Source organism: Parabacteroides chongii, assembly GCF_029581355.1.
In the GTDB taxonomy this organism is placed as follows: domain Bacteria; phylum Bacteroidota; class Bacteroidia; order Bacteroidales; family Tannerellaceae; genus Parabacteroides; species Parabacteroides chongii.
Map to the genome: position 1 here is coordinate 3,725,687 of NZ_CP120849.1, position 12,571 is coordinate 3,738,257.

Below are 12,571 nucleotides of genomic sequence, written 5' to 3' on the forward strand. Positions count from 1 at the left end.
AATCTTCGAAAGAAGGTCCCGCTTTTTTTATAGAGTAAATAAATCATCGTATCTTTAACGGACTAAACAAATAAGCAAATGGCTAAGAAGAAAAGTAAACCAGCTCAACAGCAGCAACAGCTTTCACCTGAAAAATACATTCGCCTGAAAGCCAGGAATCTATCAATAGACAAGTGTTTTGTTTCAACTGATTGGCAAGAGGTCGGATTAGCAGAAGTTCTTGTTTCCCGTCGTCATACCGGTGGAAATTATACATTCGGGATCTATTTGGTCGATACTCTCTGTCTCGGATTGAAAGATTCTATATTTAAGTTTAATATAACACCGGCTGATTTTGATTCTATACTAGAGGATCTGATGGTGGAAAATCATACTGAGATAAGTTATAATGAGGCTCATAATATTATTTACGGAGCGATTTCTTATGCGGAGGATCTGGGGATTAAAGCAGATAAGAGTTTTGATTTGACACAATATATATTGGAAGAAGATACGGATGATATTCCTTTAATCGAATATGAATATGGCAGGGATGGTTCTCCTTATCTGGTGGTAGAGAGCAATCTGGAAGCAAGCAAATATCTTCCTGCTCTGGAAAAGAGTACGAATGGTAATTTTAGACTAATGATAGCAGATGAGGAGGAAGATGATTTTTCTGATTTATTCCCTGATTTTAAAGAATATCCGGAAACACCTTATACTTATGATCCTCCGATGTATCCGTCTGAATTGAATCTGTTTCATCAGGAACTGCAGATTCTTTTAGGTTCACACAATGATTTTCTATTATCGACGGAGGATATAAAGCAAATCCTTTCCCTTCCTCGTGAAAGTCTGATAGCCGATTTGCAGCAAATGGTATTGTATATGATCGGACAGAATAATGGGGATGTTGCGTTGATCCATGCTCTTTTCTTCCTGGGGGAATTGAGGGCGGAAGAGGCTTTGGACACAGTCCTCGAAGTGATGCGTCAGGATTCTGAGTTTATGGATATCAATTTTGGAGATTCGACCGATGATGTTTTGGGTTTGACTCTTTATTATGTAGGGCGTAACAAATTACCGGAGTTACTGGCATTTGTCAAGGAACCCGGACTGTATATGTATTTCAAATTCGTCGTGTTCATAGCAATGAATTTGATATCCGATGAACCTGGAAGGCGGGAAGATGTACTGGAGTGGTACCGCGAGTTGATGCAATTTTTTAAGGAGAATGCGACCGATCTTTCAATCTATTCAGCCGGATTGGGTGGCTTGATGATAGCTGAGATGCTGGATATTTGCCCTGAGGAGTTATTGCCGGAGATCGAGGACTTTTTTGAAGTTTGTGATGTGGATGAAATGTCCTGTGGAACTTTGGAAGTCGTGAAAGAAGATATACTCGCTAAAGAAAAACCTCTCAGAGAAAGAAAGTTGATCGATATCTATGAACGTAATCAGAAGTATTATAGTTCTTGGTGTAAGAGGTTGGAATAAGAGCGGAAGGATCAGTTTTGAATGTAAGGGCGGTTCGCGAACCGCCCTTACAGGCGCCGTCACAATGGAACAGGCAGGTTCGACCGTAGGGGCGGGGTCACTATTTTCTAAAACTGAATCTGTGCATTCAGGAACGGGAATTGTGCCTGATGCCAATACGGGTAAACGGGAGTGACCTGGCTGGCTTCATCTAAACGTTTTACCTGTTCCGGTGTCAGATTCCACCCGACAGCTTCCAGGTTTTGTTTTAATTGTTCCTCTGTGCTGGCTCCAATAATCAGGCTGGAAACAGTAGGACGTTGCAATAACCAGTTCAACGCACATTGTGCAACAGTATGTCCCGTCTCTTCGGCTATTTCATCCAATACATCCATAATATTGTACAACCGTTCGTAAGATGTCGCTTCGTCAGGAATAGGGCTGCCGCCGCGAGCTACACGTCCGTCAGCCGGTATCGGATTGTTTCTTCTGTATCTCCCGCCTAAGCGGCCGGCAGAAAGCGGACTCCAGATGATAGAGCCAACCTTCTGATCGATACCGAGCGGCATCAACTCCCATTCGAACTCCCTGTTCAGCAAAGAATAATGAACCTGCTGTGCCACATAGCGGCTCCAGCCATATCGTTCGGATACTGATAAAGCTTTCATCAGATGCCATCCGGAGAAATTGGAACAGGCGATATACCGTATCTTACCTGCCGTGATCAGATCGTCCAGTGCACGAAGCGTTTCCTCTACCGGCGTATTGGCATCGAATCCGTGCATATGATAAATATCTATATGATCCGTGTTCAGCCGTTTCAGACTGGCTTCGCAAGCTTCGATCAGATGAAAACGGGAAGAACCCATCGCATTGCGGCTTTCCGGGTTCAGGTTGAATGTCGCTTTGGTTGAGATCAATAATTTGTTTCTCAGCCCTTCCATTGCTTTTCCCAATATTTTTTCAGATAATCCGTCAGAGTATGCATCTGCGGTATCGAACAGATTTACGCCCGCATCCAGGCAGCGGTTTATCATGCGTCTGGCTTCTTCCACCTGGGTATGACCCCAACCTTCAAAACCGTTTGTGCCTCCAAAAGTGGCAGTCCCTAAACAGAGTACGGGTACATATAGCCCTGAACCTCCTAATTGTCTGTATTCCATAGCTTACCTATTAAATTGTTATTAAGATCTTACTTACAAAGGTATATAAAATATGCATGTATTTATTTATTCGTATCTTTGTATCAAATTTAGGTTATAATAAAAAGTATGGTTAAGGCAGTTTTTTTCGATATAGACGGAACATTGGTCAGTTTTAAAACTCACGAAGTACCGCAATCTACTATCGAAGCGTTGGATCTTTTAAGAAAGAAGGGTATTAAGGTTTTTATAGCTACGGGGCGGCATTTCAGTTCCATAAATAATCTGGGCGATTTGAACTTTGACGGATATGTAACGTTGAACGGTGGATATTGTTTTGCTGGTGATAAAGTCATTTATAAGCACAGTATCCCTGACCGGGATGTCGAAGCCCTGATCCGGTATATGGAGACGGAAGAATCTTTCCCGTGTGCCTTTGTCCGGGAGAAAGATATTTATATGAATTATAAAGATGAGACAGTAGAAGAGATATTCAATATGCTGAACTTCCCGGAACCGCCGATCCGCCCGATGAGTGAGATACGCGGTGAGACTGTTTACCAGCTTGTCTCTTTCTTTACTGCCGACCAGGAAAAAAAGATCATGCCGATATTGTCGCATTGTGAATCCACTCGCTGGAATCCTTTGTTTACAGATGTGGTGCCTGCCGGAAGCAGCAAGCGCATAGGGATCGATAAAATGCTGGAATATTTTAGGATACCGTTAAACGAATGCGTGGCATTCGGTGACGGTGGTAACGATGTGGCGATGCTTGAACATGCCGGGATAGGAGTGGCTATGGGCAATGCAGAGGACGATGTGAAACAATATGCCGACTATGTAACCGATTCTGTCGATGAGGACGGAATATTCAAAGCATTAAAACATTTGAACATTATCTGATCGTAAGTTGTTTCTATACTAAGAAGTAAACATATGATTGACGAATTACTAGTATTTAATAAAGAGTTCGTAAAGAACAAAGGATACGAAAAGTTTATCACGAATAAGTATCCGGACAAGAAAATAGCGATCGTATCCTGTATGGATACCCGTCTGACAGAACTTCTTCCTGCCTCACTGGGGGTCAAGAATGGTGATGTGAAAGTGATCAAGAATGCCGGTGCTGTTATCTCGCATCCGTTTGGTAGTGTGATACGCAGTCTGCTGGTTGCCATTTATGATTTGGGAGTTACTGAGATCATGATCATCGGGCATTCGGATTGCGGGGCACAACATATGGACAGCGATACCATGATAGAAGCCATGAAGAAGCGGGGTATTCCGTCAGATCGTATCGATATGATACGTTATTGCGGAGTCGACTTTAAAGAATGGCTGCATGGTTTTGATTCGTCTGAAGGCTCTGTGAGGAATACAGTAAACCAGGTTGTCAATCATCCGCTGATCCCCTCCGATGTAACGGTTAGAGGCTTTGTAATTGATTCTGTTACAGGCGAATTGACGGAGGTAAAACAGAATGTTTAGCATCTAAAAAGATCTGACTATAAATTAAATAAATGTAAAGATAGAAATTATTTATATGTTTTATAGCATAGTTTCAAATAAAGTGTCTATCTTTGCATTGTAAACAAAAAGAAAAGATTAGAGTTTAGGTTAATTATTAATAAGTTTCCCAAGCGTGGGAAACATAAAAATGTAAAGATTATGATGACAAGTAGAAATGAAGAAAATCTTCGTGCTTTAGCGATGTTGCGTTATCAGGCTGATCGTTATCAGTCAATGAGAAATGGTACAATGAGTCAGCGAGTAAATGCTGAAATCCGCCGCCTATTAGAAGAAATGGGCGCTAACGCAAAAAATTAAACAAAAAGATTAGTATATTATTAGATGTTTTCTCTTCACCAAAGTCTTTTAAAGACTGGTGAGAGACAAAAGATGGGCATTCGACACTGGTAGATCAGTGAAGATTAGCCTTTTTTTATTTTATAGCCCTTACAATTCTTCAATTTATCTTCTATCTTTGTGCACGGAACAAATCTATAAAACACAATCATACGATGAAAAGAGCAGGTTTATTTGTAGCATCCGTCATGCTATCTACAACCCTTTGGGCACAGTCGCCTATTGAAAAAGGACTGAATGTAATCAATAAAGAGAATGCTGAGGCATATATCGGTTTTTTGGCCAGTGATGAACTGGAAGGGCGTGAAGCCGGTTTTCAGGGAGGACGTATTGCCGCTGAATATATCGTTTCCAATCTGAAGACCATGGGGATTGCCCCTTTGAATGATTCTTATTATCAGCCTTTTGAAGCTTATAATAAGGAACGTCAGAAGAGAGGACGTTTCCAAGTGCATCCGGATTCGATCACGCAGTTGAAACAAGGCGTACATCAGAAATTATCCTTGCGCAATATCCTGGGAAAGATAGAAGGAAAGAATCCGAATGAATACGTTATCATCGGAGCACACTATGATCACCTGGGTTTCGATCCGATGCTGGAGGGGGATCAGATTTATAACGGTGCCGACGATAATGCTTCCGGCATATCGGCAGTTCTGCAGGTAGCGGAAGCTTTTCTGGCATCGGGCCAGCAACCGGAACGTACCGTGATCTTTGCTTTTTGGGATGGGGAAGAAAAGGGATTGCTGGGTTCCGAATATTTTGTACAGAACTGTTCTTTCCTGAAAGATATTAAGGGATATCTGAACTATGATATGATCGGCCGTAACTCGAATGAATCAGTTCCCGAACAGGTCGATTATTTCTATACGGAAGCCAACAAGGCTTTCGGCGACTGGCTGAAGAATGACATCAAGAAATACGGTCTGAACCTGAAGCCGATCTATCATGCCTGGGACAAGCCGGTAGGAGGGAGCGACAATGGTTCTTTTGCCAAACGTGAGATACCTATTATCTGGTATCATACCAACGGCCATCCGGACTATCACATGCCAAGCGACCATGTCGAAAAGATTAACTGGAACAAGATTGTCGATATAACGAAAGCCTCTTTCCTTAACATGTGGAATCTGGCGAATGAAAAGAAATATTAATGTTGAATTTAATCATGTGAGTAAAGAATGAAATCAATTTATGTGGCCCTATGTTGGGTGGTGGTGATGATGCTCGGTTTACCGGCTTGTAGTGATGACGATGGGAAAACAATACCGGCCCATACGGAAGAAGAGAAATTATGGATTGCTGATAATCAGAAATATTTTCAGGAAAGAAAGGAGTACTTGGAAGATGATGGGCAATTGTTGTATAGCCGATTGGTAGTAGAAGAAGACACACTCTTGTATCGTATACTGGAAACTGGCCAGGTAGATTCTTTTCCGACTTTAGATTCTAAAGTAAAAGTTTCTATGTTGGGAATACTTCCAGTTTCAAAGACGATTATCGTGGGCACCGAAGATGGAAATCCGATAGATGAAGAATTGGATTTGGATAGTCCGAATCTTATTAAAGGTTTATCTGCTCTTTTACTAAAAATTCGTAAAGGAGAGAGGGTAGAAACTATAATCCCTTATCAGTTGGGATACGGGGAAAAAAATTATTCCAATCCATATATACCCTTGTGTTCAACGCTTCAGTTTACTTTTACAGTGAAAGAGTTTAAGTAATTGGAATTCGATATAGAATAAAAAACGGGTGACACTGTGTGCAAGTAGCGTCACCCGTTTTTTATTTAACCTGATTATAATCCCAGGCAGTAATTAACAAGTGTGATGACATCCTTTGCATTCTTCATGTCTGTTTTCGTCTCTTTGATATAAGTTTCGATGAGGTTCTCTTTGCCGGGAAAGAGTTTTAATAGCGATTTCTTATTTTTGAATTTGAGCGGAGTGCCATCACGGAAAATACAATACTCATTCTGATTGGCGAGTTTATAAACTTCAGTGTATTGATTTTCGTAAGTGCTATAGTTTAACTGATTCGTATTCAGAGTTTCCACTTTAGCCTGTTGCGTTACGCCGAAAGCATTTTTATATCCCTGGGATGCATTCTTCAACAACCAGTTTATACCGATAAGACCATTCGGTATCTGCAGTATCTCATAGAAACCGGATCCGGTCGGAATGAATCTGGCATTCCCAATATAGACCGTATCGATCTGGGCAACGTTGGTAAGGAGCATTTCTTCCGAACCGTTTTTGAACATCATCTTCTGATTGCCGGCATCGTAGTTAAGCTCTGCCATTGTCTTGGAGTTGTTCTTCATTAACACGACACCTTTCGAGTAATCTTCAAAAAGCATCTGACGTTTCTTCTGTGCATTAACACTACCTACGGTTGCTATACAGCACAGGATGGTGATTAACAGGTATGTTCTCATTGTAGTAGAATATGGGAAAGAGCAGTTACAATTCTGTAACTACTCTTCCGCGGTTATTAATAAAAGAATTAATTCTTTGGTCCTTCACCCCATTGCGGAGCACCCTGATCCTGCCAGGTACGTTCTGAGTTCAGAATAGATGTGTTTGCATCGCCGGCACCTGTAATGGTATAACCCTGTGCTGCATAGGCATCTCTCTGGATCTGATACAACTGGCTCGTTTCGTTAGGAACACCTGTCTGGAAACGACGAGGGAAATTGGTCACAGGAATAGATGCAAAATTCTCACGGCTGATAAACTGTGAATTGAATTTAGGCAAGCCTGAACGGCGGGCTGTAACAAACTGGTCATAAGGATACATGGTGAAGTTGATCAACTGCTGCAAGTATACTTTTTCCAGTTGTTCGCTGGTTGAACCGGTCAGCTGATAATCGGCTGATGCCAGCATCGCTTCGATCTCTCCGCTTTTCAGTTCGATGGAAACTTCGTTCGGGTCATAATCGTACGTAGTACCATAGTAAGCAATCTGGTTTAATTCAGCTGCTTTATCGTATTCCTGAACAGACAGTTTGACACCCTGTGTGAAATAGCTTTCAGCCGTACCAGGCAGGTTGGCTCCCAATAATTTGAACTCTGCCAGATACAGGTTTACCTCACCACCGCCTAAGTACAGTCCGTACCAGGGACGGCTGTCGTTTTTAGTGATTACAGGACCGCCCGGAGGAGTCGGCATTGTAAAGTTATAGTTACGTCCGATAACCATTTGATGCTGATACATGGAGTAGGGGCGATACGTTTTTGCACTTTGACCGTTTTCGTCAGTAATTTTGTAGCGGTTGCTATAGTCAAACCATTCACCGTAGACAGCTGTATTATTGCTGGCATTATATTCAACCGGAAGACCGTAATAACGTACCCAAGGTTCGCCCATTCCTTTCCATCTCACGAATGTTTTCTTTCCGCCAGTGGTTGTATATTCAACGTTTTCCTCGATATAAGAAGGAATCGCCTTGCCTTGATCGTAGAATTCCTGAACGATTTTAGAGTTCCAGTCGTTTTTACGGTATTGGAAACGAACGCGAGGGTCTTTGTTTTTAAGCATGAAATTGACTATGCGCTGATTGGAAGCCATTCCATCCATAAAGCCGTTGCTCCAGTGGTAAATGTAATCATTATTGCTTGAGTTTACGATACCTTTATTGAACAGCATGGCATCAGCCAAAGAGTCGATATAGCCACAAGAGGCATTGGCCACTTCCGAAGCAATCGTCAGTGCGCGTGCCTTATCTTGAGAAATCAGACGGGCTGCGATTTTCAGTTTCATTGAATTGGCCGCTTTTGCCCACTTGGCACGGTCACCTTTGAAGACAATATCCTGTTCGCTTTCAAAAATCTGCTCGGTAGCAGAAGCCGTAGTGAATACGGTGATGGCATTGTCCAGCTGACTCAGCCACAAGGTGTACAAGTCGGCGATTCTGTCGTAAGCCGGAGTCAGCGTACCGCCATGCAGGGCATTACCCGCTTCCGTAAACTGAATATCCCCGTTGATATCACTGCTGGAAAGAGCCAGATAGGCTGTAAGCACATCCACACAAGCGGCTGTTGTCGCATGTTTGGCTGCATCTTCTTCGCTCATGTTGGAGCGCAAGTAGGTAATTTCGTGAGCCAGTTTCAATACTCTCACATAATTAACGCCACCGGTAACGGTTGTCAGTGCAGAACTTTCCGTGAAGCTGCCTGTCGGTACCGCCATCTGCGTCCATGATGTCAGCATCGGTGCGTCGTAGAACCAGTAGGTGTAATCAAACGGATCGAAATCCATCACAGCCATTGCAAACAGATAGGAGGGATCACCCACAGTCACCTGCGAAGGGCTGGAGTTGATATCTGCGAAATCGTCACGGCATCCGGTCGTGCACACTAAGGCTACACCCAGGCCGAATCCCATTAATATATTACTATATTTGTTCATATTTCAATTAATTTAAAGTTTCTTGTTTAGTTTAGAATCCGACATTAATAGTAAATGTGTAGTTAGCAGTCAAGCCGTTGAAAGAACGGATACGGAACTCGGAAGCAGATGTACCGCGGACAGATTCCGGATTGATCTTATTCGGCATCGTGTTCAGCAGGTAGCCCAGGTTACGTCCGGACACCGACAGGTTCAGATGCTGTGCACCCAATTTATGCGCAATCTTGTTAGGCATTCTGTAGGATACGGTGATTTCACGTACTGCGATGTAGTTTAGTTTCTTCACCCAGTCGTCGTTTACTGTACCTGTTCCCCATGCATTGTTCCAGTAATGCCATGCCGAAGCGTGTTGCGGGTCAACAAGTCCCTGGTCGTACAGCGCCTGGTAGGTTTCGCCACCGTCGGCTACCGTATAAGAACTTCCGTTCGGCAGAGGAATAGATGTTCCGCCTTCGATCAGACCAACAGGGATTAAGCCGTCGTTATACTGCTGGCCGTCCCAGATGGAAGTATAGCTCATACCGCCGTTTTCTGCGTCACGCCATTTCAGAGAGCTTTCCGTGAAGCCGTATGCCAGACCATAACGGTTTGCATAAGACGCAACATAACCGCCGAAGCGCATATCAAACAAAGCGCGCAGGCTCCAGTTCTTATACGTAAGCGAAGTACTTACGGAACCCAGGAAGTCGGGAACCATCGAACCGATTTTTTCTGCTTCGCCGCTACGCTGGTAGTACATGGCATGCATACCTCTGTCGCCACCGTAATAAGAAGTCGCGTTCAATATAGGCAGACCGGTCTTTTCGTCGATCTTGGCTTTCGAGTCACTCATCAATACCCCGTAAGATTCACCCACCTTGGCAACTGAACCGACACGGTAATTACCGTAAGCCACCTCACCACTCAACGTGATATAATCGGCTACGTTCGGGTGCAGTTCAACGATTTTGTTGTTGTTCTTGGTGTATGTGAAGTTCAAATCCCACTGCCAGTCTTTGTTTTTGAACGGTGTCGTGTTCAAGGCAATTTCCAACCCCTTGTTTTCGATATTACCCGCATTGATATACTGGCTGCTGATACCGGAGATACCCGGAACGCTGATCGACATGATCTGGTCTTTTGTATTTTCCTTATAATAAGTCATGTCGATACCGATACGATTATTCAGGAAACGCCAGTCCAAACCGATCTCCCAAGCGTTCTTACGTTCAGGTTTCAGATTTGTGGAATAAGCCGTTGATGGGATGCTCAGCGCGTATACGTTGCCACCACCTTGCAGCTGGGCTGTCAATAATGAATAAGCCGAATTGATTGTATAAGCATCCGTGTCATTACCTACCTGTGCCCATGATCCGCGCAGTTTGGCGAAAGAGATCCATTCCGGAAGCTGTTCGCGGAACGTTTCGTGAGCCAGCCAGGAGGCCGAAATAGACGGATAGAAATAGGAGTAGTTACCATGTGTATCCGAATAAACCAGGGCAGACGACCAGTCGTTACGTCCGGTCACATCCAGGAATAACTGATCTCTCCAGCTTGCACTTGCCTGGAAGGATATGGACAACATACGTTTTTCCCCTTCTATCTTACCGCTGTAAGACGGTGTATTGATAGAGTTGGCAATAAAATACTGGTTAGGAACAACCAGACCACCGTTTGTATTTTCAGCCATAGTCTGTTGTATATTGTTGTAATACTCACCGCGGATAAACCCGCCGAATGTGAAATCACCTACGCTCTTGTTGAATGTAAATGCAGCATTCAGGTTGGTCTGTTCTTTCGAGTAGAGTCCCATTCCGTAATAACCGCTTCGCTTGTTTGCATAGTCTGTTCCCGGCTGTTTCTCTTCATAACGTCTGTAGTAATAGTTGTAGTTACCTTCCGCGCGGAATTTCATCCAGTCGGTCAGCTCCACGTTCAATACCAATGTCGGACGTACGGAAGTCTCTTTCTGACGATAGTCGTTTTCGTAGATATTCCACCAGGTACCTCTTCCCGGGTTATTACCATATTCGTCACCATAGCCGGAATTGGCCTGACCTCCGTGAGTACCTTTGTAGCGTTTGCGGAAATACTGGGTATCATACGTACGTCCCCAGGTACCGTCTACGAACAACTCTCCGATATTCGGCTGTGCGTTCTTTGGATTTGAATTGGCGAAGGCGATGGATGCTTCCACCTCAATCTTGTCGGTTACCTTGTGCGATGCTTTAGCCAGGAACGATGTACGGTCGAAGCTGTTGTTCGGCAGTGTACCGCTTGCATACTTATAAGACAGAGAAGTATAGAAAGAGGTCTTTTCGCTGCTACCGCTGACAGATACGTTGGTATTGCTGTTGAATCCCAAATTGTACGCATCTTTAAAGTTATTCTCTACCGGGCTATAGGCGATAGTTGAATAGTCATAGTTTTCAATGCTGCTTCCGTCGAACGCCGGTCCCCAATGACGACCTGTTCCACCGGTAAGGGTATGATTACCTGCTGAGTTCAGATAGAACTGGCCGATGTTGTCGTACAGGTAGTAGTTGCCGCTGGCATCCGTCTCACCATAACTGACATTACCTGTGTACTGTCCGCGTCCGTACTTGTTCTGTAACTTCGGTTGTTTGAACATATGGTCGATACCGAATGTCTGTGAAACATTCACACCGATACCCTGCTTGCCTTTACCCGATTTTGTCGTGATAACGACCGCGCCGTTCAAACCGCGTGAACCATACAGGGCGGTAGCGGCTGCACCTTTCAGTACAGATACCGTTTCAAAGTCATCCGGGTTCAGGTTCTTCAGCTCATTACCGTAGTCGTAGTTGTTGGCATTCCAGTCTGCATCACCGTCGCGGATGGCGTTATCCAGGATAATACCGTCTACTACATAAATAGGCTGGTTGTTTTTACCCAGTGTAGATGCACCACGGATCTGAATCTTGGTCGCACCGAACATACCACCGTCAGAACCGGCAATTTCAACCCCAGCCACTTTACCCTGTAAAGCAGAAACCGGGTTGATTGCGTTGTTCAGCAATTCTTCACCTTTCAATTCGGTAACGGCATATCCCAATGCTTTCGTTTCGCGTTTCATACCCAAAGCGGTAACAACCACTTCATCCAGAGCTTGTGAATCTTCCTTTAACGACACGCGTAGGGAGGGCTGTCCGGTATACCGGATGTCCTGTGAGGCGTAGCCGATAAACGAGACCTGGATAGTGGCTCCGTTTTGTACGTTTTCCAGTGTAAAATTACCATTCACGTCGGTAATTGTACCATTAGTGGTTCCTTTCACAACGATAGAGGCTCCGGCAACGGGGCCGAAGTTGTCCTCTACTACTCCGGTGACTTTCCCATTCTGTTGGGTAATCCCGGAACTTTGCTTACTTGGCATCAGATCTGCATATGCGCTTCCGGAGAAACCGAGTGCGCCAGCGATCAGAATTAAGCTGACAGGCTTTAAGTTTTTCAACATAATTGATAGTTTTTAGATTACTGAAGTGTTATTTTGGCGAATAAGCACTTCTTTATTTAAAATGATAATAATGTATTAAGCTATGTAATTTAACGTCTGTGTAAAAAAATCATTAGTGATCCTCATAGTTCTAAAAGAACAATGGTGATATTAACAATTTAAATAGCTGAATTTCAATGCTTACGTAAAATTATTAAACACTTATTTGCATTTAAAACAAGCGCTGTTCATACCTTTTTTG

General features: G+C 43.6%; 10 protein-coding genes. 6 read left to right on the forward strand and 4 right to left on the reverse strand.

Annotated elements, in window-relative coordinates; all coding sequences use genetic code 11:
• Positions 1 to 78: 78 nt before the first annotated feature.
• Complete coding sequence (locus tag P3L47_RS13915) at positions 79 to 1,476, forward strand: DUF1186 domain-containing protein (protein ID WP_277781178.1); 1,398 nt, start codon at positions 79 to 81, stop codon at positions 1,474 to 1,476.
• A gap of 107 nt (positions 1,477 to 1,583) precedes the next feature.
• Here P3L47_RS13915 and P3L47_RS13920 read toward each other — a convergent pair whose 3' ends face one another.
• Positions 1,584 to 2,618 carry an aldo/keto reductase gene (locus tag P3L47_RS13920; RefSeq protein WP_122362570.1) on the reverse strand — a complete coding sequence of 345 codons (1,035 nt, stop codon included), beginning with the start codon at positions 2,616 to 2,618 and terminating at the stop codon, positions 1,584 to 1,586.
• Between the two features lie 108 nt (positions 2,619 to 2,726).
• Here P3L47_RS13920 and P3L47_RS13925 point away from each other — a divergent pair, with 108 nt between their 5' ends.
• The 5 genes from P3L47_RS13925 to P3L47_RS13945 all read left to right on the forward strand — a co-directional run bounded on the left by P3L47_RS13925 (position 2,727) and on the right by P3L47_RS13945 (position 6,187).
• The gene (locus P3L47_RS13925) at positions 2,727 to 3,500 is read left to right on the forward strand and encodes a Cof-type HAD-IIB family hydrolase (protein WP_277781179.1); all 774 of its coding nucleotides are present in this window, start codon (positions 2,727 to 2,729) and stop codon (positions 3,498 to 3,500) included.
• A 33-nt stretch (positions 3,501 to 3,533) separates the two neighbouring features.
• A complete protein-coding gene (locus tag P3L47_RS13930; RefSeq protein WP_277781180.1) occupies positions 3,534 to 4,085 on the forward strand; it encodes a beta-class carbonic anhydrase in 552 nt (183 codons plus the stop codon).
• 180 nt (positions 4,086 to 4,265) lie between these two features.
• The gene (locus P3L47_RS13935; protein WP_165359927.1) at positions 4,266 to 4,424 is read left to right on the forward strand and encodes a hypothetical protein; all 159 of its coding nucleotides are present in this window, start codon (positions 4,266 to 4,268) and stop codon (positions 4,422 to 4,424) included.
• 194 nt (positions 4,425 to 4,618) lie between these two features.
• Positions 4,619 to 5,617 carry a M28 family metallopeptidase gene (locus tag P3L47_RS13940; RefSeq protein WP_277781181.1) on the forward strand — a complete coding sequence of 333 codons (999 nt, stop codon included), beginning with the start codon at positions 4,619 to 4,621 and terminating at the stop codon, positions 5,615 to 5,617.
• A 27-nt stretch (positions 5,618 to 5,644) separates the two neighbouring features.
• On the forward strand, positions 5,645 to 6,187 hold the full coding sequence (locus P3L47_RS13945; protein WP_277781182.1) for an FKBP-type peptidyl-prolyl cis-trans isomerase: 543 nt from the start codon (positions 5,645 to 5,647) through the stop codon (positions 6,185 to 6,187).
• A gap of 74 nt (positions 6,188 to 6,261) precedes the next feature.
• Here P3L47_RS13945 and P3L47_RS13950 read toward each other — a convergent pair whose 3' ends face one another.
• The 3 genes from P3L47_RS13950 to P3L47_RS13960 form a co-directional block, all read right to left on the reverse strand.
• On the reverse strand, positions 6,262 to 6,900 hold the full coding sequence (locus P3L47_RS13950) for a hypothetical protein (RefSeq protein WP_277781183.1): 639 nt from the start codon (positions 6,898 to 6,900) through the stop codon (positions 6,262 to 6,264).
• Positions 6,901 to 6,968: 68 nt separating this feature from the next.
• Positions 6,969 to 8,873, reverse strand: coding sequence for a SusD/RagB family nutrient-binding outer membrane lipoprotein (locus P3L47_RS13955; protein ID WP_122362564.1), 1,905 nt, complete (start codon positions 8,871 to 8,873; stop codon positions 6,969 to 6,971).
• A 31-nt stretch (positions 8,874 to 8,904) separates the two neighbouring features.
• Positions 8,905 to 12,330, reverse strand: coding sequence for a SusC/RagA family TonB-linked outer membrane protein (locus P3L47_RS13960; RefSeq protein ID WP_277781184.1), 3,426 nt, complete (start codon positions 12,328 to 12,330; stop codon positions 8,905 to 8,907).
• Positions 12,331 to 12,571: the final 241 nt, after the last annotated feature.